Raw genomic sequence first — 22,630 nt, forward strand, 5'->3', positions numbered from 1 at the left:
CGGCTATCCATCACAGCCCCGCCGCGTCGCCCTCATCGAGCAGCCATTGCCGCACGGCTTGCGTCGGTTCTGGGTGCCGTTGCTTGCGCGGCATCACGACATAGAAATCGTGCGTCCCACGCATCTCTGCGTTGATCGGCTGCACCAGCCGGCCGGCGGCAATGTCGGCAGCGACGAGAAACCGGCTGGCCAGCGCGATGCCCTGGCCGGCAATGGCGGCGTCGATCGCGAGGCCTGTCTGGTTGAAGCGCATGCGTTTGGCCTCGGTGGCCATCTTCAGCCCGAGCGCTCTCTCCATGAATTCCGGCCACAGATTGTGCGCGTCGTGCAACAGGACATGATGCTGGATATCGGCCGTCGCGATCTCGTTCGCCTCGGTTGGCAGCAGGGCAGGGCTGCAGATGGCGACGATCTGCTGTGGGAACAACAGGTCGACCATCAGGCCGGCGCCGAAGGGCGGGCGGCCTTGCCTGACCGCAATGTCGACGCCGTCGGCCTGAAAACTCGACAGGCTTTGGCTGGCCAGGATGCGCAAATCGACGAGCGGGTTGTGGGCGACGAACTCCGGCAGTTTGGGGATCAGCCATTTGGTGGCAAAGCTCGGCGTGACGCTGATCGTCAGCCGCGCCGGCTCGGGCCGCAACAGCAGCGTTGCCTCGGAGATCAGCTCGAAGGCGCGGCGAATGTTCGGCGCATAGGCACGTCCCTCATCGGTCAGCGCCAGGCCGCGCGGCAGCCGGTCGAACAGCTTTGCGCCGAGATCCGCCTCCAGCCCGCGTATATGCTGCGCCACCGCCCCTTGCGTCACGTTCAGCTCCTGCGCGGCGATGCGGAAGTTGAGATGACGCGCGGCGGCTTCGAAGGCACGCAGCGCATTCAACGGCGGCAGGCTCAGGAAGGCTTCGGGCATGCAGGAGTTTTTCTACAGCTTGATTTCAGGCTTTCTGGTTCGAACCAGATGGCAAGACCGGCTATATCATCCTTTGAAGTCGCGAGACACACGCCGCAAAACCCCAAGGAGAGAAAAATGAGTGTAGAAAAAGTGGCAGTCGTCGTCGCGGGTGGCAGCGGTATGGGCGCGGCGGCGGCCAAGCGGCTGGCGGCGGACGGGTTCAAGGTCGCGATCCTGTCGTCCTCCGGTAAGGGCGAGGCTCTGGCCAAGGAGATTGGCGGCCTCGGCGTCACCGGCTCCAACCAGTCGAATGACGATCTGCAGCGGCTCGCCGACCTGACGCTCGAGCGCTTCGGCCGCATCGACGTGCTGGTCAACAGCGGCGGCCACGGGCCACGCGCGCCGATCCTCGAAATCACCGACGAGCAGTGGCACACCGGTCTCGACGTCTATCTGATGAACGTCATCCGGCCGGTGCGCATCGTGGCGCCGCAGATGGTCAAGCAGAAGGCCGGCGCCATCATCAACATCTCGACCGCCTGGGTGGTCGAGCCGAGCCCGATGTTCCCGACATCCGCCGTGTTCCGCGCCGGTCTTGCCGCCTACACCAAGATCTTCGCCAACACCTACGCCGCCGACAATGTGCGCATGAACAATGTGCTGCCCGGCTGGATCGACAGCCTGCCGGCCACCGAGGAGCGCCGCGACAGCGTGCCGATGCAGCGCTACGGCACCTCGGAGGAAATTGCCGCGACCATCGCCTTCCTCGCTTCCGAAGGTGCGGGCTACATTACCGGCCAGAACATCCGCGTCGACGGCGGCATCATCGGCGCGATCTGACCGCGCCGGTCGCCTCGCGTGAGCCGGCTCGTCACTCCTTCACCGCGCCGGTCATCGACGAGACATAGTGCTCGACGAAGAACGAATAGAGCACCACCACCGGCAGCGAGCCGATCAGCGCTCCCGCCATCAGCGCCCCCCATTCGTAGACGTCGGAGCGCACCAACTCGGTCAGCACACCCACCGGCACGGTCTTGTTTTCCGAGGACTGGATGAATGTCAGCGCATAGATGAACTCGTTCCATGACAGGGTGAAGGCGAATATGCCGGCGGAGATCAGGCCGGGCACCGACAGCGGCAGCACGATCTTGGTGAGGATCTGCCACCGGCTCGCTCCGTCTATCAGCGCGCATTCTTCCAGTTCGAACGGGATGGAGCGGAAGTAACCCATCAACAGCCACGTGCAGAACGGCACCAGGAAGGTCGGATAGGTAAGGATGAGCGCGAAGGGCGTGTCGTAGAGCCCGAGGTTGAACACCATCACCGACAGCGGAATGAACAGGATCGAGGGCGGCACCAGATAGGCGAGGAAGATGCCGAGGCCGACCTGCCGCGCCCCGGAGAAGCGCAACCGCTCGATCGCATAGGCGGCGAACACCGACGCCAGCAGCGACAGGAACGTGGCGGCGGTCGAGATGATGATCGTGTTGAGCAGCCAGCCCGGATAGGAGGTCTCGAACAGGAGATAGCGGATGTGCTCCAATGTCGGATGCACCACCCAGAACGGATTGAACTGCGCATAGTCGGTCATCTCGAGATTGGGCTTAACCGCCGTGATCGTCATCCAGTAAAACGGAAACAACAGCACGAAGACGAACACCAGCAGCGGCAGATAGACCGTCACCACGCGGCGCGGCAGGCTCTGCAGGTAGCCCATGCCGCCTTCGTCGATATCCCCACGTTTCGCCTTCCTTGTCGCGGCCGTCTTGACCATGTCAGTCTCCGCCGCCTTGTTGCCATTTGCGGCGTTGCAGGCCGAAATAGCTGAACAGGATCGCCGCCAGCAGGAACGGGATCATGGCCACCGCGATGGCCGCGCCCTCGCCAAGCTGGCCGCCGGAAATGCCGCGCTGGAAAGACAATGTCGCCATCAGATGCGTGGCATTCACCGGTCCGCCCCGGGTCAGCACGTAGATCAGCTGGAAATCGGTGAAAGTGAACAGCACCGAGAAGGTCATGGTGATGGCGATGATCGGCGTCAGCAGCGGCAGAGTCACATAACGAAACAACTGCCAGCGACTGGCGCCGTCGAGCGTGGCCGCCTCGTAGAGCGACTGCGGAATGGTCTGCAGGCCGGCGAGCAGCGTGATGGCGACGAAAGGAATGCCGCGCCAGACGTTGGCGGCGATAACCGAAGCGCGCGCATTCTCCGGATCGCCGAGGAAATTGATGCGGTGGTCGATCAGGCCCATTTGCTGCAGCGCCCAGGACAGGATGGAGAACTGCGAATCGTAGATCCACCAGAAGGCGATGGCTGACAGTACGGTGGGCACCACCCAAGGCAGCAGGACTATCGCGCGGAAGAACGATTTGAACGGCAGGTTTTCATTGAGAATGAGCGCCAGCCACAGGCCGAGCACGAACTTCAGGATCGAGGCGCTGACCGTGTAGAGCAAGGTGTTGAAGACGGACAGCCAGAAGACGGCGTCACTCCACAGATACTGATAGTTCTCGGTGCCAATGAAGATGCCGGGGCGGCCGATACGGGCATCGGTGAAGCCGAGCCAGACGCCCAGCCCGAGCGGATAGGTCAGGAAGACCAGCAGCAGCGCCGCCGCCGGCAGCATGAAGCCGAAGCCCAGCGCGTTGCGGCTTTCGGAGATCCGCGAAAGCATCGACGGACGCGGCTGGGCGGCAACGGACGGCACGGCCATGGACAGCTTCCTCAGGAGGTCTCCTTGGTCGGTGCGGGCGACCGCCAAGCTATTTCGGGCAAGCGATTTCAGGAACCGGACCGGGCAGCGCAATGGCTGCTGCCCGGCTCAGCTGTGCTCTTAAACGCGGTAGTAACGGTTGGCGCGCTTCTCCGCCTCCTCCATCGCCTCCTGCGGCGTCGCCTGGCCGGTCACCGCCTTGGCGAACATGTCGACCAGCACATAGTCGGCCATGGTCGCCGCCGAGGCATAGCCGAGCGGCCCGGCATAGCCGTTGGGGCGCAGCGTCGCCGAGGCCTTGGCATAGGCGGCATTGTTCGGGTCGGCCGTCCACACTGGATTGTTGTCGAAGGCCTTCAGCGTCTGGCAGCAATAGCCCGCCGAGGAGGTGATCCAGTCGGTCATCTGCGGATCCTCGAACATGAACTGCAGATAGGCCTTGGCCGCATTGGGGTAGGGCGTGTAGTTGAAGATGACGGCGGTGGTCACCTGGAACAGTTCGACCGATTTCCCGACGGGACCGATCGGCAGGTTGGTGGTGCGGATGTCCTTGGCGATCTCAGCCAGCTTCGGATCGTTGTCCTTGTTGATCTTGGCCGTATTGTAGGCGGAAATGCCGTTGGCGATGACGCCGAGTTCGCCGGCCAGGAAGGCGCGGTTGTTATTGACGTCGAGCCAGCTTTCGGTCCCGGGAATGAAGGTCTTGTAGAGTTCCTGCGCGTATCCGATCGCCTTTAGCGTCTCGGGGCTGTTGATCGCCACCTTGCCGCTCTCGTCGACCATCTGGCCGCCATGGCTCCACAGCAGCCAGTGCGCGTAATTGTTGCCGTCGCCGACGCCGTGGCCGTGCGTGAAGCCGGCCGGATGTCCCTTCGCCTGCAACGCCTTGCAAAGCTCGAGGAAGCCTGCCGTGTCCTTCGGAAATTCGGAGAAGCCGGCCTCCTTCACCCAGCTTTCGCGATAGACGATGGCATTGCCGATCGTGGCCAGCGGCAGGCCGACGAACTTGCCGTCCCGCGTCGCATATTGCTTTGGTCCGTCGTGCCAGCCGCCATATTTCGAGCCCAGATACTCGCCGAGCTCGGTCACGTCGTGCAGCTTGTCGGGATATTGATGCGGGTCGTCGAACCAGACGAACATGAGGTCCGGGCCGGAACCGACATTGGCGGCGACCGCTGCCTTGGGGCGAATGTCCTCCCAGCTTTCCTTGTCGACACGAACCTCGACACCTGTCGCCTCGGTGAAGCGCTTGGTGTTGGCCAGCCATTGATCCTCATCGCCCTTGACGAAGGGCGACCAGCGCAGCAGCCGCAGCTTTGCGCCTTCCTCGGGCTTGTATTTCAAGCCCTCCTGGGCAAAAGCCGGCGAGCCGACGAACCGGCTTCCCAGAGCTCCCGCCGCGGCACCTGCGGTCGTGCGGATTACATCGCGTCTCGTGAATTTCATGGTCGTCTCCTCCGGTTTATCTTCCTTGCTATGCGGTCCTTACCATCCGTTACGCGTTTCAAATCGTGTTCCGGTCTTGCCGTCAAAGAGATGAATCAGGCCAGGCGCGGCAGAGAGCCGTATGGATTCGCCCGGTGTTAAGGCATGGCGTTCGCGGAAATTGGCGACGATCTCGTCGCCGCCGGCGGTGCGGCCGATGATCTGCACTTCCGACCCGGTCGGCTCGACCACCGCGACGGTGACTGGAATGCCTTGGTCTGACGATAGCCGCAAATGCTCGGGCCGTATTCCCAGCACCACCGGATGACCGTTGCCAACGGCCGGCGCGCCGGCCAGCGGCACGGAAATTCCCCCGGCGCCGCGAAAGGACGGAGACCCGTCGGTGACGATCTCGCCCTTGATCAGGTTCATGGCGGGCGAGCCGATGAAACTGGCGACGAAGAGATTGTTTGGCCTGTCGTAGAGCTCCAGCGGCGGTCCGATCTGTTCGACGATGCCGTCATGCATGACGACGATCTTGTCGGCCATGGTCATGGCCTCGATCTGGTCGTGGGTGACATAGACTGTGGTCGTCTTGAGCCGCTGGTGCAGTTCCTTGATCTCGGCGCGCATCTGCACCCTGAGCTTGGCGTCGAGATTGGAGAGCGGTTCGTCGAACAGGAAAACCTGTGGATCGCGCACGATCGCCCGGCCCATGGCGACGCGCTGGCGCTGGCCGCCGGAAAGCTGGCGCGGATATCGCGTCAGCAATGGCACCAGCCCGAGGATTTCGGCGGCGCGCTGAATGCTGGTAGCGCAATCGGCCTTCGAAACACCTTTGAGCATGAGCGAGAACGCCATGTTCTCGGCGACCGTCATGTGCGGGTAGAGCGCGTAGTTCTGGAACACCATGGCAACGTCGCGCTCTTTCGGCGCAACGTTGTTGACGACCCGATCCCCGATCGCGATCTCGCCCCGAGAAATCTTTTCCAGGCCGGCGATCATCCTGAGAAGGGTCGATTTTCCGCAACCCGACGGGCCGACCAGCGTGACGAATTCGCCGTCGTCGATATCCACACTGACGCCATGCAGGACCTCGACGGTCCCGAACGATTTGTAAACATCGCCGATCGCGACAGACGCCATCGATCTCCTCCCGAATGCTTCTTGCGACGCCCCGAAGGAAACCGCTCCTCTCCCGCCTCGCGACCGTCTCCCATTCCCCCAACAGGTCGCGTGACGATCAGACGGTAGCGCTACCAAGCCTGCCTGTAAAGCGGCCATGCGGCCGGTGCTCTTGTCATTCGGAACACCGGCGCAATGACCGGTTCGCCGGCAAACTACCCCCCATTCACAAAAGCCAGCACCAGCTTCTGCAGGTTTCCGCCGGGGCCGAATTCGACCCGGTCGAAGTCGCGGCTCGCCTGCCGCTGAGCCAGCGAGATCTGGGCGAGTTGCCTCGTCAGCTCGGTTCTGATCTTGCTGCAGGCGGGGTCATCAGTAACGGTCAGGCCGACGCTCACCGCCTCGATCTTGCGCACCATCTCGGCGATGGCTGCGCCATGCACTCTCTCGTGGGCGGCGAGCCCGGCGATGAACACCGTCCAGTTCTTCTGGACGGAAGCCGGCAACGGTTCGGCCGGCTTCGGCAAGGTGTAGGTGATGATCAGTTTCGGGCGCGCCGATTTGAGCACGCAGGCGTCGCCTTGCGGCCTGTAGTCCCTGGTCCAGGTCAGCTTGAAATTGGTGTGCGCAATGACCCGACCCTTGCCGAGCAAGGGGCCGGCTTCGCCGATCGCGGCATAGAGTTCCGGGCCGGTCCGCCCTGCGATGGCGTAGGTCTCGACCTTTTCGACCGGCTTCCAGTCGGCGCGTGCCGGCGACGCCAGCAGGGAGGCCGCGAACAGGAGAAAGAACATGGCTGGTTTCATGGAAACGTCAGAGACACTGGGCTGAGGCAAAGATCAACCCGGCGCAATGCACTCAGGTCCCACGGCAGGCCGCGTCATAGTCGGCCAGCACCTGATCGACAGCTTCGAGAAGGATAGCCTCGGGATTGCCCGCCGGCCCGAGTTCGGCCGGCAGCGCCGGCAGGAATTGCCGCATCAGCGTTTCGGGAATGGCAACGTCGTCCAGCGCCTTGCGCAGGCGCTCGACGGCCGCGACAGCGGTGGGGTTGCTCCAATAATAGCGGATGCGGTCGCTGTAGCTGTAATGCCGCTGCACATAGAGCTCTGCTTCATTGCCATGATAGTGGCTGTGCCAATGGCCGGGGGCTGCCAGCATCGCGCTTTCCATGGTCCGGGCGAGCGACCGGTCGCCATAGTCCCTGGCCATTTCGGAGGCGATCAGGTCGAGCCCGTAAAGCGCCTCGCGCAAGACGAAGGTCAGGCCGGGGCCGACCTTGAGGATAGGAAAGCCGTTTGCGACCAGCGCGGTCAAAGCCGCACGGGTCTGGTAGTCGGTCGAATGCGCCTCGTAGACGAGCGACGGCTGCTCATCGAGCAAGCCGGTCAGGCCCTTGGATTTTTCGGGCGCGTAGGCGACGACATTTTGGCTGCCGAATTCCATGCCCGGCTGCACCACCACGGCCATGACGCGGCCGAACGCCTCGGTCAGGCCTTCGCGGGCAAAGATCTCCCGGTGAACCTCGATCGTGCGCCGCGCCGCCGCCGCCTCGGTCGGCTTCAACTCGCTGATCGCATGGTCGACGCCGCCGGGGGCGGGAACTTCGGTGCCGATGATGTAGACCGGCAAGGTGCTGCCTGCGGCGTGCGCGCCCGTTTCGGCCGCCTTTGCCAGCCGCGCCGCCCGGGTGGCGATGGTCTCGTCGTCAAGCGCCGCCGGCTCGCCGGCGCAGCCCATCGATGCGTCGAGATGGATCTTGGTGAAGCCGGCCGCGATATAGGCGCCGACCATGGCCTCGGCCTTGTCCATCGCCTGCGCCGCCGGCTCTGCGCGCCACGGGTTCGGTCCCAGATGGTCGCCGCCGAAGATGATACGCGAGGCTTCCAGCCCCTCGCGGCAGGCGATCTCCAGCACGAAGGCGACGAACAGCGCCGGGGTCATTCCGGTATAGCCGCCGAACTGGTTGACCTGATTGCAGGTTGCCTCAATCAGCAGGTTTTTCTCCCTGTCGGCAACGGCGCGCCTGATCGCCGTCTGGATCACCAGCGGATGCGCGGAGCAGATCGAGGTGATGCCGTAGGGCGAGCCGTTTTTGCGCGCGCTGGCGAGGCCTGCAAGCGGGTTGGCGCTCATGTCCGTCTCGCTGTTCCCTTGATGAATTGATCGAGTCCGTCGAAGCTGGTGACGCCCTCCATCGGGCCGCGCCGGGTGACGTTGCGGGCGCCGGCCGCATTGGCATAAAGCAGCGCCTTGCCGGGCTCCATCCCCTGGCGGCGGCAGGTCAGGTAGGTGGCGCCGAAACAATCGCCGGCGCCCGTGGGGTCGACTTCCTCGACCTGAAAACCGGCGCAGTCGATCCTGGCGCCGTCGGCGCCGAACCAGGAAGAGCCGCCAGCACCGCGCTTCAGCACGATCTCGCCGACGCCCCTGGCAAACAGCGCCGCCACCGCCCGGTGCTCGTCATCGACGCCCGCCGTAGCGAGCAATTCGTCGCCGGACGGCAGCAGCAGGTCGGCATCGTCGATGAGTGCGGAAAACAGTGCGCCGTCGGAGCCGTCGATCAGCTCCTTGCGCACATTCGGGTCGAATGAGGTCGAGCCGCCGCGGGCACGAACCGCCTGCACTGCGTAGCTGACGATCTCCTTCAGCCCTGCCACCGACAGCGTCGATCCCATGATATGCAGATGGCCGGCCCTGTCCGCCAGCAGGCGCGCAGCAGTGGTCAGGTGTATCTGCCCGGCGGCGGATTCGGCGATGTTGTAGACGAAGTCCCTGATACCATCGGGCCGGTAGCGCACGAAGGCGCATCCCGTCGGGAAGCGGTCGCTGATATCGACGGCTGAGACGTCGACGCCGTCGCGCTCCAGCCTGTCCAGGTTGAGCGTGCCGAAATCGTCGCGGCCGACGCAGCCGATAATGCCGGCGCCGCCTCCCAGCCGGGCGACCTGATCGATGAAGATCGCCGGCGCACCGCTGGGGAATGGCCCGACAAGCGATTGCGGCTCGAGGAAGCCGAAACCCCGTTCCGTCGCCATGATCTCGACCAGGATTTCGCCGGCGACAATCGTTGGCCCCACGGCCTCGGCGGCGATCTCGCTTCGGCGCGAAAGGCTCATGCTTGCGATTCCTCTCACACGCAAACTGATTGCTTGCCCGCGCAGTTATCCGACGCAAGTGTTTATCGGGTAAATCGCACATACAGCGAAGTCAATAAAACTCTACATGCGTATAGTTTATCTGTTTCCGCGCGTACACATTGCAGGATTCGGGTGGCTGGTATCGTGGCACCGTGCAAATCAGGCGTCGACCGCAGCGAAAGGACAGCCATGCTCACGCTTCATGATTATTTGCCGTCGCAAAACGGTTGGAAGGCGAGGGTCGTGCTCGGCCTGCTCAACATTCCCTATGAAAGCCGCCTGGTGTCGATTTTCGAGGGCGAGAGCCACACCGACGCCTTCCTGAAGCTCAACCCGGCCGGCGCCGTTCCTGTGCTCGAACTCGAGGATGGCCGTGCTATCGCCGAATCGAATGCGATCCTCATTTATCTCGCCGAAGGCACGCCCTTGCTGCCGGCGGATCGCTATGTCAGCGCGAAAGTTATGCAATGGCTGTTCTTCGAACAGTACCATGTCGAGCCGGTCATCGGCTCCCTGCGCTTCTGGACGCTGGCCGGAAGGCTGGAGCGCAACCAGGCGACGCTTCCGGCCAAGCGCGAAGCCGGCGCCCGCACGCTGGCAGCGCTGGAGCGCAGCCTGAACGACACGCCGTTCCTTGTCGGCGACATGCTCACCATCGCCGACATTGCTGTCTATGCCTACGGCCACCGTGCCGAAGATTGCGGCTTTGCGCTGGCGGCTTATCCGGCGGTTCGTGCCTGGACGGGCCGGGTACGCGACGCCATCGGTCCCGGCTATCCCGTGCATCTCTACAGCATCGATCGGCATTCGGCTGCTTGAAGGCAAAAGGCGCGTTCACCTTGCTTAGTCGAAAAGAAGACCCAGATTCTGCTTTGTCGGCGGCTTTCGCTCGCAATCCGTTGACTGGATGGCCGGATCCCGGCGTCAACTCGACGACCTGCCGGCACTTAGCATGGAGGTGACCATGACACGCGACGACATCATTTCGGTGTTGGGGCCGGTAGACGAGGCGGTCATAGCCGACATCGCGCTGACCGGCGCCACCCTTCAAGAACTGCGCGAGGCGTTCGCCTGGCTCGGTGCCGACGAGGCGCTGGTCAACGAGGGCCGCCCCTTGCCGGGAACGAAGGTGGCGCGGCTGATCGAAATTCTCGATATGCCGGACGACGAGGACGGCCGGCAAGCGGCGGCGCAGTAGGCTGTAGGCGTAGGGTATCGGTCTGCGCCACCTTATTCCCTATTCCCTACGGCCTATTCCCTCCCCTTACGCCCTCGACAGCAGCCGGCGCATGATCAGCGAGGCGTGGCCGCCAACGCCGTGCGCGGCCGTGCGGCGCTCGACCACTTCGAAACCGTGCTTGCGATAGAAGGCGATCGCCCGGTCGTTGCCCTCGATCACTTCCAGCGCAATGCTGGGGATGCCGGCATGCGCGACAAGCACCGCGTGCAGCAGGTCGGTGGCGAGCCCGCTGCCGAACTCTGTCTTGTCGATGTGCAGCCGGTCGAGCAGGACATCGCCACGATCGTCCATCGCCGCCATCGCGTAGCCGGCGATCGAACCGTCCGGCCGTTCGGCCACGAACGACATCTTGTTGTCGTCCGCAAGTTCCTCGGCCAGCCGCTCGGGCGCATGCTTGTCGTCCGAGAGCCGCGCAGTGGTCTCTGGCCCCATAATCGCCGAATAGGTGCGCCGCCAGGATTCCCCCAACAGCCGCGACACCGCCGCTATATCTTTCTCGGTCATCGCCCTGATCTGAACCATGGCCTAAATCCTCACCGCCTCACCCGCGACTTCAGCCAACGATCGAAGGCCACGGCGAGGATCAGGATCAGGCCGATGACGATGCTTTGTGTGTAGGACGAGACATTGTTGAACTGCAGCCCGTTCTGCAGCACGCCGATCAGTGCTGCGCCCACCACCGTGCCGCCGACTGAGCCGATGCCGCCGAATAGCGAGGTGCCGCCGATGACCACGGCCGAAATCACCGTAAGCTCGTAGCCGATGCCGGCCACGGCTTCGGAGGAGTTGAGCCGTGCTGACAAAACGAAGGCGGCCAGCCCGGCGAAGAAGCCGACGATGACATAGACCGAGATCAGAATGCGGTCGACGCGCAGGCCCGACAGGCGTGCGGCCTCGGCATTGCCGCCGACGGCATAGACGGCGCGGCCATAGCGCGTATAGCGCAGCACGATGTGGCACAGGATGGCCGCCGCCGCGAAGATGATCGCCGGCACCGGCACCGGTCCGATGAGCCCGGTGCCGAACCAGCGCATCGAGGCGTCGAAACCGGAGATCGGTCCGCCATTGGAGATGGTCAGCGTCAGGCCGCGAAACACGGTGAGCCCACCCAGCGTGACGACGAAGGGCGGTACTTTCAGCCGGGTGATGGCAAAGCCCTGGACGCCGCCGGCCAGCGCCCCGACGATGACGGCGGCAAGCAAGGCGGCGAACCAGCCATAGCCTTGCGTGCCCGTGGTCGACAGCGACAGCGTGTTGGCGGTGCCGCCCTTGGCCACCACCGCGGCCACCATGCCGCAGAAGGCGAGCAGTGAGCCGACCGACAGGTCGATGCCGGCAGTGAGGATGACGAAAGTCATGCCAAGCGCGATCAGCCCGGTGATCGAGATCTGCCGCAAAATGTTGAACAGGTTGATTGGATCGATGAAGCTCGGCTTCAGCACGGTGAAGATGACGATCAACACCGCCAGGAACATCAGCGGCCCAAAACTCATCAGAAGCCGCGCGATGCTGATGCCGCTGCGCCGGGTCTGTTCGGTGGTGCTGGTCATTGCGTTGCGTCCTGCTTGCGGTCGAGCGCCATCAGTTCCATCAGTTTTTCCTCGGTCGCTTCGATGCCCGGCATTTCGCCAGTGATACGGCCGCGCCGCATCGTAACGATGCGATCCGACACTGCCAGCACCTCCGGCAGCTCCGACGAGATCATCATGATGGCGATGCCGCGTGCGGCAAGCTGCACCAGGATCTGGTGCACTTCGGCCTTGGCGCCGACATCGACGCCGCGCGTCGGCTCGTCGACGATAAGTACTTTCGGGTCGCGCGCCAGCCAGCGGGCCAGGATCACCTTTTGCTGATTGCCGCCGGACAGGCCCTCGATCGCCTGCTCGGGCGAGGCCATGCGGATCGACAGTGCCTTGCGATAGCCGGCCAGCGCCTCGCGCTCGCGCCGTTCGGCCATGAAGCCGGCCCCATTGCTGTAGCGGCCGAGCGAGGCGATGGAGAAATTGTTGAGAATGCCAAGTGCTGCAAAAATCGCCTGGTGCTTGCGGTCTTCCGGCACCAACCCGATGCCGAGTTTGATGGCGTCGGCGGGGGAGGCCGGGGCGATCGGCTTGCCGTCGAGCGAAATCGTGCCGGCCGCGATGCGGTCGGCGCCGAAAATGGCGCGGGCAAGCTCGGTGCGGCCGGAACCGACGAGACCGGCAACGCCGAGGATTTCGCCGGCCTTCAGATCGAGGTTGACACCTTCGAGTACGATGGCATGCGGCGCCAACGGGTCGCGTACGGTCCGCAGCCCGCGCACCGAGAGCCTGACCTCGCCGGCGACATCGCGCTGCGTCGGCCGCGCGTAGAGCTCGGAGGCGGCGCGGCCGACCATCTTCTCGATGATCTTCGGGACCTGGATCGGCTGGCCGTCACGGTCGAGATGACCGGCCAGCCTGCCATCCCGCAGCACGGTCATGCGGTCGCAAATGGCGGACGCTTCCTCCAGCCGGTGGGTGACGAACATGATGGCGACACCGTCCTTGCGCAGCCTGTCCATGATCGACATCAGTTTCTGCACCTCGGTCTCGGTCAGCGCCGAGGTCGGCTCGTCCATGATGATCAGGCGGCTTTCCAGCGACAGAGCGCGGGCGATTTCGACCAGCTGCTGTTCGGCTACCGACAGCGAGGACACCGGCGTCGCCGGATCGATGTCGAGACCGACGCGGGCGATGATCGCGCGCGAGGCGTCCTCCATCCTGCGCCAGCTGACCAGCCCGAGCGGCCCGAGCGGCGCGCGGCCGATGAAAATGTTTTCCGCAACCGTCAGCGTCGGGATCAGGCTCAGTTCCTGATAGATGGTGACGATGCCATGCCGCTTCGCATCCTGCGGACTGGACGGCGCGTAGTCGGCGCCGTCGAAGACGATGCGGCCGCTTGACGGCGGCATCACGCCGGACAGGATTTTCAACAGCGTCGACTTGCCGGCGCCGTTCTCGCCGAGCAGGCCAAGGATCTCACTGGGCCGCACCTCGAGCGAAACGTCGATGAGCGCGGTGACGCCGGAAAAATGCTTGGTCACGCCTTCGACGGAAAGGAGCGGGGGCGATGATGCGGTGGGTTCAACGGCGGACAAGCATTGCTCCCGGATTGCGATAGGCAGCGGGACAGCGCCCCCCTCTGTCCTGCCGGACATCTCCCCCACACGGGGGGAGATCAGCAGTTTTGCCGGCAGCACTATTTCTATAACGTTGGCGATTGGCGAAAGCAGACGTGACGGCCAATCTCCCCCCAAGTGAGGGCGATGTCCGGCAGGACAGAGGGGGGCGCGACAGAGCGCGACCTCCACCCGTCATGGGCCCTACTTTCACTTCGTCTCGTTCAACCTCTCCGCCTTGTCGAGATTGTCCTTGCCGATGACGATCGGCGTCAACAGCACCAGCTTCTCCTTCGGCTCGGTCTTGTCCCTGGCGAAGGCGACCGCGATCTGCACCGCCTTGCGCGACTGTTCGCCGGGGAACTGCTCGACCGTGCCGGCGAGCTTGCCGTCGCGCACGGCGACCAGCGCTTCCGGCAGCGCGTCGAAGCCGTAGATCTTGACGTCGGTGAAGTTGCGCGCGGCACAGGCTTCGAGCGCGCCGAGCGCCATGTCGTCATTGGCGCAGATGATGGCGTCCGGCTTGCCGTTGGCGGCAAGCCCGGCCTCGGTCACCGACAACGCTTCGGCGCGGGCGAAATTAGCGGTCTGCTCGAAGATGATCTGGTACTTGTCCTTGAGCGGATCGAGCACATTGTGGACGCCTTTGTTGCGGTCGATCGCGGGCCCGGCACCCGGCTGGCCCTGCAAATGGAACAGCTTGGCGCCGTTCGGGAACGCCGCCACCATGGCCTGCGCCTCGGCTTCGCCACCCTTGACGTTGTCGGCGCCGACATGGGCGAGAATGCCCTCGACGCCGTCGACGCGGCGGTCGATCGTCACCACCGGAACGCCGGCCTTGACCGCTTCCTCGATCGCCGGCGCCAGCGCGTTGACGTCAAGCGGCGAAATCACGATGGCGTTGACCTTCTGCACAAGTGCGGCCTCGATGTCGGCGGTCTGCTTCGGCGCCGAGTTCTGGCCGTCGCTCTCGGTCAGATTGACGCCTTGCGCCTGCGCCTCCGCCTTGATCTCGTTCAGCATGTGCACAAAGAACGGAAAGCCGAGATTGGGCACCGAGCCCAATATGGTCAATTTGTCGGCGGCAAAGGCCATGGGCGCGGCCAGCGCCATGGCACCGGTCGCCACGGTCGACAACAGGAATTCGCGTCTGTTCATCAGATATCCTCCACATGAACGCAGGAGCCCGAAACCGGGAGCGGCTCGGGACGGTCCTTGCGTCAATTCAAAAATGGAGTGTCCTGTGACCGCCCCGAGGGGACGCGAGGCGCTCCAGCCGGTCCGCGGCAACGTTCTCCTCCGCACGGCGCCGACCCGAGGATGCTAGCCAAGGAAAATCGATTACGCAAGGTGAGGCGAGGGGCTGAAACTGCTAATCTCCCCCCTTGTGGGGGAGATGTCCGGCAGGACAGAGGGGGGCGCTGTCCCGCCGACATTGGCCAATTTCACTTACATCTTTGAGCTAACCTCTACGCAGAATACTTGATGCGGGCGATCCTTCGCGCCCCCCTCTGCCTTGCCAGGCATCTCCCCCACGAGGGGGGAGATTGGCAGCTTAGACGCCTCTACCTGTCGATCGTTGTCATCACCCGCTCATTGTAGCGCGGCCCTGAGACCTTGCCCGGCGCAAGGGCTGCGTCGAGCGCAGCTATCTCGGCCGCGTCGAGCGTGATCGCGGCCGCAGCAACATTTTCTTCGAGATACTTGCGCCGCTTTGTCCCCGGGATCGGCACGATGTCAATGCCGAAACCGTCGCCCTTGCCGAGCACCCAGGCCAGCGCGATCTGTGCGGGCTTTGCCCCTTTGGCCGCGGCCACCTCCTGCACCGCAGCCGCAGCCGCGACATTGGCGTCGTAGTTGGCGCCCTGATAGCGGGGGTCGCCGCGGCGGAAATCGCCTTCCGGATAATCCTCGGCGCGCTTGACGTCGCCGGCGAGGAAACCGCGGCCGAGCGGCGCGAACGGCACCAGGCCGATGCCGAGCTTTTTGAGCAGCGGGATGATCTCCGGCTCCAGATTGCGCTCCCAAAGCGAATACTCGCTCTGCAGCGCCGAGACAGGGTGCACGGCATGCGCACGGCCGATATTCGCCGCGCCCGCTTCCGACAGGCCGAAGAAGCGCACCTTGCCATCGGCAACCAGCCGGCCGACCGTGCCGGCGACGTCTTCCATCGGCACCGCCGGATCGACGCGATGCTGGTAGTAAAGGTCGATATGGTCGGTGCCGAGCCGCTTCAGCGAGCCCTCCAGCGCCTCGCGGATATGGTCGGGCCGGCTGTCACGCTCCGTGCCGACCTGTCTGCCGTTTTCGATGCGGAAGCCGAATTTGGTGGCAAGGGTCACCTCATCGCGCCGGCCCTTCAGCGCCCGCCCGAGCAGTTCTTCATTGGCATAAGCGCCGTAGACTTCCGCCGTGTCGAGGAAGGTACAGCCGAGTTCGATGGCTCGGTGCAGGGTGGCGATCGATTCCGCCTCGTCGGCAGGGCCGTAGGACTGGCTCATGCCCATGCAGCCGAGGCCGATCACCGAGACCTGCAGCCCCTGGCTGCCGAGTTTGCGGGTGCTGAGGGTCATTGCCGTTCTCCTTGGGGCTGAGGAAAACTATAGCGGCCGCTCCTCCAGTTTCCATAGCTGTTCGGCGGAAGAACAGCGCTTCCCTTGACAAAACCCAGCCGCAAGCGCCTTTGCTGGCGGCCATTGGGGGCCATGGGGATACCAATGAAGTAGATCTACGAGAAGCCGACGCGGAACCGGCGTCAGCAGCTCTCGCGCGTCACCGCGCTCATAATTCCTTCGGACCACTAACCGAATATTGTCGTCGCCATTGCAAAGCCCACTGCCGAGGCGCAGCGGTTTTTTGCTGCCGCCGGATCGTAGCGCTGCCAGAAGCAGGCGGTCAAAATTGACAGAGCAGCCGATCTCCAGCATCCTTATGCCGCCGCCATGTCTTGCGGTCTTGTGTATGAGTGAGCCATGGCCAGTTCCGTCACCAGCCAGAATTCCAAGCGCGCCGCGGTGCGCAAGGCGCTCGACCGCCACAAGGTCTACGTCACCGCGCAAAGCTTTTCCGGCGGCGTCTACTCGGCCCGCGTGCTGGTCGACGGCGAGGCCTACTGGGTCGACGAGTTCCGGCTGAGCCAGCTCCAGCAAGGGCTGTCCCCGGCCGAGCTAGACCTGACGCCGGCCACCGACGATTGAGTGTGAACGCCGTTCCTTCGCACCGCGCTGGGAAATTTGAAATGTTGGCGGGACAGCACTGTGCAGGAACGCTGCGCAGGGAAGGTTCGTCCGCCGCCGCCGCTCCCGCCTGACCCATGCCAACCCCGCCAACACTCAAGGCCTATCGCGCCAAGCGCGAATTTACGAAGACGCCGGAACCGGCGGGCGGGGTCATTTCAGGCGACGGCAACCGCTTCGTCGTCCACAAGCATCACGCCACCGCCGACCATTACGATTTGCGCCTGCAGGTCGGCGGCGTGCTGAAAAGCTGGGCGGTGCCGCGCGGGCCCTCGCTCAACCCGGCCGACAAGCGGCTCGCAGTCGAGACCGAGGACCATCCGCTCGAATATATCGACTTCGAGGGCGTCATTCCCGAAGGCGAATATGGCGGCGGGCCGATGATCGTCTGGGACACCGGCACCTGGGCACCGATGGACGATGTCGACAAGAGCCTGCGCACCGGCGCCTTCAAGTTCCGGCTGGCCGGCGACAAGTTGAATGGCGGCTGGATGCTGACCCGTCTGAAGCCCAAGCCCGGCGAAGACAGCGAGAAGAAAAACTGGCTGCTGTTCAAGGAGCGCGATCTCGCCGCCGATACCGGCCTCGACATCCTGGAAGCGCGGCCGGAAAGCGTGAAGTCCGGCAAGCGGATCGAGGAGCTGGTGGCGCCGCCGAGGAAGCCGGCCCGCCTGCCGCCCAAGCCCGGCGCGCTGAAACCCGGCGCGTTGTCCGGTGCGGTCAGGGGCGATCCGCCGTCGCGCATCGAGCCGCAGCTCGCCACGCAGGTGCCGAAACCGCCGGGCGGGCCGGTGGAAGACACAGGTGAACTCTGGCTGCATGAAATAAAATTCGACGGCTATCGTACCATGGCGCATGTCGGAGATGGCGAGGTCAGGTTGATCACCCGCGGCGGCATCGACTGGACGAAGCGTTACGGCGACCTGCCGCAAGCCTTTTCCCGGCTACCGCTCAGCCAGGCGATCATCGACGGCGAGATCATGGTGCTGGACGAGAAGGGCATCTCGCGTTTCGCGCTGCTGCAGGATGCGCTGTCGGCGGGTGCGGGCAGCAAGCTCCATTTCTATGCCTTCGACCTGCTGCATCTCGACGGCTGGGACCTCCGCAAGGCGCCGCTCGCAAGACGCAAGGCCTTGCTCGCCGAACTGCTAGCCGGGCAGGGCGCCAACTCCGCCATCCAGCTGAGCGACCATGTCGAAGGCGACGGGCAGGGGCTTTACGATCAGGCCTCGATCCTTGGGCTGGAAGGCGTCGTCTCCAAGCGCGCCAACGCCATCTACCAGAGCGGCCGCACCAAGACCTGGACCAAGGTCAAGGCGCTGGAGACCGGCGATTTCATCATCGCCGGCTACACCGTTTCCGACGCGGCCGAAGGACTGGCGGCAATCGGCATGGCTGAATTCGCGGATGGTGAACTGCACTATCGCGGCAAGGTTGGCACCGGCTTCGATGCCGCGACGGCGGGCGACTTGCTGGCCCGGCTGCAGCCGCTGCGCGACGGCGCGACAGCACCCGAGGGTGTGCCGCGCGAGATCATGCGCGAGATGAAATGGGTGCGGCCGATGCTGTCGGCCCGCATCCACTACGCCAACCGCACGGCGGACAATTCGCTGCGCCACGGTGTATTTCGCGGCCTCAGGGATGTCGGCCTGTCGACGCCGGTGTCGCCGAAGCGCAAGCGGCTGATCGCCGAAGCCGATCTCGCCACCATCTGGGTGACCAATCCGGAGCGGCGGCTGTTCGGCAAGACCGGACCGACCAAACTCGACATCGCCGTCTATTACGCGCTGGTCGGCGATTTCATGCTGCCGCATATCATGGGCCGCCCGGTGTCGCTGGTGCGCTGCCCGACGGGCCTGCCGAAGGACTGCTTCTTCCAGCGCCACGCCTTCACCGGCATGCCGCCGTCGGTGGTCACTTTTGATGCCACCAACTCCGAAGGTGAAACCAAATCCTATCTGTCGGTCGAGGGAGCAAAAGGTTATCTGGCACTGGCGCAGTTCGGCGTCGTCGAGTTCCACACCTGGGGCACGCATCGCTTGAGCCTCGACAAGCCCGACCAGATCGTTTTCGATCTCGATCCGGGTGAGGGCATCGCCTGGCGCGAAGTGGTCGAGGCCGCCGTCCACATAAAGGGCGAACTGGAACGGCTCGGCCTGGTGCCGTTCGCCAAGACATCCGGCGGCAGCGGCATCCACATAACCGTGCCGGTGACGCAAAAGCAGAACTGGAAGAAGCTGCACCAGGCGACCAGCGCCATCTCCACGCTTCTGGCGGCCACCGCGCCCGACACTTTCACCACCACAATGGGCAAGGAAAGCCGCAAGCGCCGCATCTTCATCGACTATCACCGCAACGCCCGCGGCCACACCTCCGCGGCGCCTTATTCGCTGCGCGCTCGCACCAACCTGCCGGCCTCGACGCCGGTGAGTTGGGCAGACCTTGAGACGATCGATGCGCCGCAGGATCTGAACTATTCGTCCTTGCCGGGGCTGTTGGCGACGTCGGGCGATCCCTGGGCGGACATGGAGGATTTCGCGAGAGATTTGCCGGTGTTTAAATAAGGTTCCTCGCCCCATTTCATGGGGGCGAGGAACCCAAGTCCATCGACGCTTCGGACAATTTGAATTATTCTCGACCTTGGACCTCCAAGGCGACTGGAAGATTTCGCTAGGGATTTGCCTGTATCGTGCGGGGTCGGTGTAGGATTTCCGCAGCACCATTCGTCCTTTGGACGAAGCGCTGCAGTAAGCATGATCCCGAACGTGGGAACCGGTTTTCGGATAAGATCATGCTCAGTCTGAAATGTCAGTGCGTGGCCGCGTAGGAGAGTATCATGGCGCCCAGGGCAAGTTGGAAAGGTTACCTCAAGCTCAGCCTCGTCAGCTGTCCGGTCCGGCTCTATCCGGCAACGACGACCAGCGAGCGCATATCGTTCAACCAATTGCACAAGAAGACCCACAACCGCATCAACATGAAGCCGGTCGACCCTGAACTCGGCCTCGTCGAGCGCGCGGACTTGGTCAAGGGTTACGAATACGAGGACAAGCAGTACATCATCATCGATGAGGCCGACCTCGAAGCAGTGCGCATCGAATCCAATCACACGATGAACATCGAGGCCTTCGTCGACGAAGACGAGGTCGACGTCATTTATCAGGATGCGCCGTACTACATGGCGCCGGATGGCGCCATGGCGGAAGAAACCTTCGCCGTGCTGCGCGAGGCCATGCGCAAATCCGGCAAGCTGGCCATTGCCCGCCTTGTCCTGTCCAGCCGAGAGCGCGTGGTGACGATCGGCGCGCGCGAGAACGGCATGTTCGTCTGCACCTTGAGGAACCCGAACGAAGTGCGCGGCACGGCTGAATATTTCGGCAACATCCCTGCCGGCAAGCCCGATCCCGAAATGCTGCAATTGGCCGAAGCGCTGATCAAGCAGAAGGAAACCACCTTCGATCCGAAGAATTATGAGGACCGCTACGAGATCGCGCTGATGACGATGATCCGCGAGAAACTGAAGGGCCATAAGCCGATCATTGCGGCGGCGCCCGAGCGTGGCAATGTCATCAACCTCATGGACGCGTTGAAGGCGAGCCTGTCGCAATCAGCCAAGCCGCCGGCCAAGTCGAAGAGCAAGGCCGACGACGCTGAAAAACCTGCCGCCAAGGGTAAGGCGGGTGCGGCCAAGGAAAACCCGTTGAAGGCCAATCTGCTCAAGGCCGTCGGCAAGAGCAAGGGGTGACGGCGCCTACCGGTATAATCCTGGGCGCCGTCTTCGGCGCCATCGGCGCGCTGGCGGCATTTCCGCTGCGGCTCGCGGCCCGTGAGGTGGAGCGTCAGCACGGCCAGTTGCGGCGCGGCGTCACCAGGCGCACCAGCCATGTTGTGTTCGGCCGAACGCTGATCGCCAAGGCCGGCACGGCGAAGGGCGGCGATGCCGAGATCGAGCGCCGCGTTGCAGCCGAGGGCTCCGCTGGCCGAACACTCCTTAGCGAAAATGGCTTCCTGCGCCTGCTTGGTCTGATGAAGGCGCCGGAGGCGTCTTCGCTGTCCAGGCAGTCTCTCGTCGACCAGTCCAGACTGTCCGGTGCCGACCTCGACCTGCTCAGCCTGTTCGACGCCTTCGAGCACGATTGTGAACCCTACTCGTTCCGCGATCTGATCCTTGCCCGCAAATATGCCGGGCTGGTCGCCGGCGGTGCATCCTGGGGCGCGATCGCGCGCTCCGTGCATCGCTCCGGTCCGGTCGCTTCGCTCACCGCCAAATCGCTCAATGTCGGCTCGCAGCATGGCCGGCCCGGTGCGATCTATCTCGAAGGCGGCCAGAGCGAACTCGACGGCCAGCTGCTGTTTGATCTCGGCAGTGCAGCCGGCGACGACACGCTGGAGGACCTGTTCGCCGAGGCTGAAAGCGCGGAGGAACAGGGCGATCACGAGCAGGCGGCGGCCCTTTACCAGCGCTGCCTTGCCATCGATCCGAGCGACGCCATCGCCGCCTTCAACCGCGCCAACTGCCTGCGCGGCGCAGGGCGTGTCAGTGAGGCCGCGCACGACTACGCCCGCGCGATCAAGCTAGATCCCGCATTCGTCGAGGCCTGGTTCAACCTCGCCGGCCTGATGAGTGAGCAGGGCAAGGTGCCTTCTGCGCGCCGCCATCTGCAAAAGGCGATCACGCTCGACAGGACTTATGCCGATCCAGTGTTCAACCTCGCCCGACTGGAATTCGACGCCGGGGATCTACTGGAGGCGCGGCGGAACTGGGTGCGCTATCTCAAACTCGATGCTGAGTCCGAGTGGGCGCGGATGGCGCAAAAGGGGATACAGTTCGTGGATCTGCAGACGGCGCGGACGGCGGGGTGAGATGTTGGCGCGCGAGCACCCCCCTCTGGCCTGCCGGCCATCTCCCCCTCAAGGGGGGAGATTGGGTGTCGCCATCGCTTTCGCCAATCACTATCGTCGCGAGGTCCGTGAGGCGCTGAAACTGCCAATCTCCCCCCTTGAGGGGGAGATGTCCGGCAGGACAGAGGGGGGCGCGAAGGAACTCGGCCTTTACCGGCAGCGCACCCCATGACCACCTTCCTCTTCGACGGCAATTACACCGCCCCCCTCACCATCCTGCTGGCCCACGGCGCCGGCGCGTCGATGGATTCCCCCTCGATGACCGACACCGCCAAGGCGCTCGCCACAGCCGGCTTCCAGGTTGCGCGCTTCGAATTCCACTATATGGCGGCGCGACGCTATGGCCAGCGCAAGCCGCCGCCGCGCGCCGAGACGGTCAACCCGGAATACATCAAGGCCATCGCCGATCTGAGGGCGAGGGGCGTCGCTGGTCCGCTCATCATCGGCGGCAAGTCGATGGGCGGGCGCGTCGCCTCGATGGTCGCCGACGAGATGTTCGCCAAGGGCGAGATTTCGGGCCTCGTCTGCCTCGGCTATCCCTTTCATCGGCCGGCCAAGCCCGAGCAACTCAGGACAAAACATCTCGCCGACCTCAAGACGCCGACGCTGATCTTCCAGGGCACCCGCGACGAGTTCGGCACGAAAGAAGAGGTCGCGACCTACGGCCTTTCCAAAGCCATCGAGGTGATCTGGCTGGAGGATGGCGACCACGACCTGAAGCCGCGCAAGAGCGTGTCGGGGTTTTCGACCGCCGATCATTTGAAGACGCTGGCCGGGACGGTGAAGGCGTGGACAGGGCGGATCGTTTCCTGATCGCCAA

Annotated in this window: 21 protein-coding genes; 8 read left to right on the top strand and 13 right to left on the bottom strand. The window is 64.0% G+C overall.

Annotated features, from left to right (window positions below):
• Nucleotides 1-10: 10 nt before the first annotated feature.
• The gene (gcvA, locus tag ACYG9Z_RS23740; protein WP_023685899.1) at nt 11-910 is read right to left on the bottom strand and encodes a transcriptional regulator GcvA; all 900 of its coding nucleotides are present in this window, start codon (nt 908-910) and stop codon (nt 11-13) included.
• 117 nt (nt 911-1,027) lie between these two features.
• Here gcvA and ACYG9Z_RS23745 point away from each other — a divergent pair, with 117 nt between their 5' ends.
• Nucleotides 1,028-1,732, top strand: coding sequence for an SDR family oxidoreductase (locus tag ACYG9Z_RS23745; protein ID WP_023715144.1), 705 nt, complete (start codon nt 1,028-1,030; stop codon nt 1,730-1,732).
• Between the two features lie 31 nt (nt 1,733-1,763).
• Here ACYG9Z_RS23745 and ACYG9Z_RS23750 read toward each other — a convergent pair whose 3' ends face one another.
• From ACYG9Z_RS23750 to ACYG9Z_RS23780, 7 genes are all read right to left on the bottom strand, one after another.
• Nucleotides 1,764-2,666, bottom strand: a complete 903-nt coding sequence (locus ACYG9Z_RS23750) for a carbohydrate ABC transporter permease (RefSeq protein ID WP_023673469.1) — start codon at nt 2,664-2,666, stop codon at nt 1,764-1,766.
• A gap of 1 nt (nt 2,667) precedes the next feature.
• The gene (locus tag ACYG9Z_RS23755) at nt 2,668-3,567 is read right to left on the bottom strand and encodes a carbohydrate ABC transporter permease (RefSeq protein WP_444849008.1); all 900 of its coding nucleotides are present in this window, start codon (nt 3,565-3,567) and stop codon (nt 2,668-2,670) included.
• Nucleotides 3,568-3,726: 159 nt separating this feature from the next.
• A complete protein-coding gene (locus ACYG9Z_RS23760) occupies nt 3,727-5,052 on the bottom strand; it encodes an ABC transporter substrate-binding protein (protein WP_023693796.1) in 1,326 nt (441 codons plus the stop codon).
• Nucleotides 5,053-5,091: 39 nt separating this feature from the next.
• On the bottom strand, nt 5,092-6,177 hold the full coding sequence (locus ACYG9Z_RS23765; RefSeq protein WP_023673472.1) for an ABC transporter ATP-binding protein: 1,086 nt from the start codon (nt 6,175-6,177) through the stop codon (nt 5,092-5,094).
• Nucleotides 6,178-6,371: 194 nt separating this feature from the next.
• Nucleotides 6,372-6,962, bottom strand: coding sequence for a DUF922 domain-containing Zn-dependent protease (locus ACYG9Z_RS23770; protein ID WP_023673473.1), 591 nt, complete (start codon nt 6,960-6,962; stop codon nt 6,372-6,374).
• A gap of 52 nt (nt 6,963-7,014) precedes the next feature.
• Nucleotides 7,015-8,292, bottom strand: a complete 1,278-nt coding sequence (locus ACYG9Z_RS23775; RefSeq protein WP_023673474.1) for a D-tagatose-bisphosphate aldolase, class II, non-catalytic subunit — start codon at nt 8,290-8,292, stop codon at nt 7,015-7,017.
• A complete protein-coding gene (locus ACYG9Z_RS23780; RefSeq protein WP_023751887.1) occupies nt 8,289-9,275 on the bottom strand; it encodes a tagatose kinase in 987 nt (328 codons plus the stop codon). The genes ACYG9Z_RS23775 and ACYG9Z_RS23780 overlap by 4 nt, the downstream gene beginning before the upstream one ends.
• A gap of 210 nt (nt 9,276-9,485) precedes the next feature.
• On the opposite strand from ACYG9Z_RS23780, the gene ACYG9Z_RS23785 reads away from it, so the two are divergent.
• Both ACYG9Z_RS23785 and ACYG9Z_RS23790 read left to right on the top strand, forming a co-directional pair.
• The gene (locus ACYG9Z_RS23785) at nt 9,486-10,115 is read left to right on the top strand and encodes a glutathione S-transferase family protein (RefSeq protein ID WP_023703088.1); all 630 of its coding nucleotides are present in this window, start codon (nt 9,486-9,488) and stop codon (nt 10,113-10,115) included.
• A gap of 145 nt (nt 10,116-10,260) precedes the next feature.
• On the top strand, nt 10,261-10,494 hold the full coding sequence (locus ACYG9Z_RS23790) for a hypothetical protein (RefSeq protein ID WP_031193476.1): 234 nt from the start codon (nt 10,261-10,263) through the stop codon (nt 10,492-10,494).
• 66 nt (nt 10,495-10,560) lie between these two features.
• Here the strand turns inward: ACYG9Z_RS23790 and ACYG9Z_RS23795 are convergent, their stop codons facing one another.
• The 5 genes from ACYG9Z_RS23795 to ACYG9Z_RS23815 all read right to left on the bottom strand — a co-directional run bounded on the left by ACYG9Z_RS23795 (nt 10,561) and on the right by ACYG9Z_RS23815 (nt 16,248).
• Nucleotides 10,561-11,058, bottom strand: a complete 498-nt coding sequence (locus ACYG9Z_RS23795; RefSeq protein WP_023703086.1) for a GNAT family N-acetyltransferase — start codon at nt 11,056-11,058, stop codon at nt 10,561-10,563.
• Between the two features lie 11 nt (nt 11,059-11,069).
• Nucleotides 11,070-12,086: an ABC transporter permease gene (locus tag ACYG9Z_RS23800; protein ID WP_023751889.1), complete on the bottom strand. Its 1,017-nt coding sequence runs from the start codon at nt 12,084-12,086 to the stop codon at nt 11,070-11,072.
• On the bottom strand, nt 12,083-13,714 hold the full coding sequence (locus tag ACYG9Z_RS23805; protein WP_460222853.1) for a sugar ABC transporter ATP-binding protein: 1,632 nt from the start codon (nt 13,712-13,714) through the stop codon (nt 12,083-12,085). Before ACYG9Z_RS23805 ends, ACYG9Z_RS23800 begins: the two co-directional genes overlap by 4 nt.
• Before the next feature lie 171 nt (nt 13,715-13,885).
• The gene (locus tag ACYG9Z_RS23810; RefSeq protein WP_023673481.1) at nt 13,886-14,833 is read right to left on the bottom strand and encodes a substrate-binding domain-containing protein; all 948 of its coding nucleotides are present in this window, start codon (nt 14,831-14,833) and stop codon (nt 13,886-13,888) included.
• Between the two features lie 407 nt (nt 14,834-15,240).
• Nucleotides 15,241-16,248 carry an aldo/keto reductase gene (locus ACYG9Z_RS23815; RefSeq protein WP_023742427.1) on the bottom strand — a complete coding sequence of 336 codons (1,008 nt, stop codon included), beginning with the start codon at nt 16,246-16,248 and terminating at the stop codon, nt 15,241-15,243.
• Nucleotides 16,249-16,647: 399 nt separating this feature from the next.
• Between ACYG9Z_RS23815 and ACYG9Z_RS23820 the strand changes: the two genes are divergently transcribed.
• From ACYG9Z_RS23820 to ACYG9Z_RS23840, 5 genes are all read left to right on the top strand, one after another.
• The gene (locus tag ACYG9Z_RS23820) at nt 16,648-16,872 is read left to right on the top strand and encodes a hypothetical protein (protein WP_023699154.1); all 225 of its coding nucleotides are present in this window, start codon (nt 16,648-16,650) and stop codon (nt 16,870-16,872) included.
• 116 nt (nt 16,873-16,988) lie between these two features.
• A complete protein-coding gene (gene ligD / locus ACYG9Z_RS23825) occupies nt 16,989-19,475 on the top strand; it encodes a DNA ligase D (RefSeq protein ID WP_023751891.1) in 2,487 nt (828 codons plus the stop codon).
• 272 nt (nt 19,476-19,747) lie between these two features.
• Nucleotides 19,748-20,653, top strand: coding sequence for a non-homologous end joining protein Ku (gene ku / locus ACYG9Z_RS23830; RefSeq protein WP_023685883.1), 906 nt, complete (start codon nt 19,748-19,750; stop codon nt 20,651-20,653).
• Nucleotides 20,650-21,771 (top strand): tetratricopeptide repeat protein, encoded by a 1,122-nt coding sequence (locus ACYG9Z_RS23835; RefSeq protein WP_023715150.1) that lies wholly within the window; start codon nt 20,650-20,652, stop codon nt 21,769-21,771. Before ku ends, ACYG9Z_RS23835 begins: the two co-directional genes overlap by 4 nt.
• Nucleotides 21,772-21,978: 207 nt before the next feature.
• Complete coding sequence (locus tag ACYG9Z_RS23840; protein WP_023751892.1) at nt 21,979-22,623, top strand: alpha/beta hydrolase family protein; 645 nt, start codon at nt 21,979-21,981, stop codon at nt 22,621-22,623.
• Nucleotides 22,624-22,630: the final 7 nt, after the last annotated feature.

The organism is Mesorhizobium sp. RSR380A (assembly GCF_054719385.1).

Bases quoted from the DNA above. Each gene is read 5' to 3' on its own strand.
- gcvA (WP_023685899.1), bottom strand. From the start codon at position 910: ATGCCCGAAGCCTTCCTGAGCCTGCCGCCGTTGAATGCGCTGCGTGCC.
- ACYG9Z_RS23745 (WP_023715144.1), top strand. From the start codon at position 1,028: ATGAGTGTAGAAAAAGTGGCAGTCGTCGTCGCGGGTGGCAGCGGTATG.
- ACYG9Z_RS23750 (WP_023673469.1), bottom strand. From the start codon at position 2,666: ATGGTCAAGACGGCCGCGACAAGGAAGGCGAAACGTGGGGATATCGAC.
- ACYG9Z_RS23755 (WP_444849008.1), bottom strand. From the start codon at position 3,567: ATGCTTTCGCGGATCTCCGAAAGCCGCAACGCGCTGGGCTTCGGCTTC.
- ACYG9Z_RS23760 (WP_023693796.1), bottom strand. From the start codon at position 5,052: ATGAAATTCACGAGACGCGATGTAATCCGCACGACCGCAGGTGCCGCG.
- ACYG9Z_RS23765 (WP_023673472.1), bottom strand. From the start codon at position 6,177: ATGGCGTCTGTCGCGATCGGCGATGTTTACAAATCGTTCGGGACCGTC.
- ACYG9Z_RS23770 (WP_023673473.1), bottom strand. From the start codon at position 6,962: ATGAAACCAGCCATGTTCTTTCTCCTGTTCGCGGCCTCCCTGCTGGCG.
- ACYG9Z_RS23775 (WP_023673474.1), bottom strand. From the start codon at position 8,292: ATGAGCGCCAACCCGCTTGCAGGCCTCGCCAGCGCGCGCAAAAACGGC.
- ACYG9Z_RS23780 (WP_023751887.1), bottom strand. From the start codon at position 9,275: ATGAGCCTTTCGCGCCGAAGCGAGATCGCCGCCGAGGCCGTGGGGCCA.
- ACYG9Z_RS23785 (WP_023703088.1), top strand. From the start codon at position 9,486: ATGCTCACGCTTCATGATTATTTGCCGTCGCAAAACGGTTGGAAGGCG.
- ACYG9Z_RS23790 (WP_031193476.1), top strand. From the start codon at position 10,261: ATGACACGCGACGACATCATTTCGGTGTTGGGGCCGGTAGACGAGGCG.
- ACYG9Z_RS23795 (WP_023703086.1), bottom strand. From the start codon at position 11,058: ATGGTTCAGATCAGGGCGATGACCGAGAAAGATATAGCGGCGGTGTCG.
- ACYG9Z_RS23800 (WP_023751889.1), bottom strand. From the start codon at position 12,086: ATGACCAGCACCACCGAACAGACCCGGCGCAGCGGCATCAGCATCGCG.
- ACYG9Z_RS23805 (WP_460222853.1), bottom strand. From the start codon at position 13,714: ATGTCCGGCAGGACAGAGGGGGGCGCTGTCCCGCTGCCTATCGCAATC.
- ACYG9Z_RS23810 (WP_023673481.1), bottom strand. From the start codon at position 14,833: ATGAACAGACGCGAATTCCTGTTGTCGACCGTGGCGACCGGTGCCATG.
- ACYG9Z_RS23815 (WP_023742427.1), bottom strand. From the start codon at position 16,248: ATGACCCTCAGCACCCGCAAACTCGGCAGCCAGGGGCTGCAGGTCTCG.
- ACYG9Z_RS23820 (WP_023699154.1), top strand. From the start codon at position 16,648: ATGGCCAGTTCCGTCACCAGCCAGAATTCCAAGCGCGCCGCGGTGCGC.
- ligD (WP_023751891.1), top strand. From the start codon at position 16,989: ATGCCAACCCCGCCAACACTCAAGGCCTATCGCGCCAAGCGCGAATTT.
- ku (WP_023685883.1), top strand. From the start codon at position 19,748: ATGGCGCCCAGGGCAAGTTGGAAAGGTTACCTCAAGCTCAGCCTCGTC.
- ACYG9Z_RS23840 (WP_023751892.1), top strand. From the start codon at position 21,979: ATGACCACCTTCCTCTTCGACGGCAATTACACCGCCCCCCTCACCATC.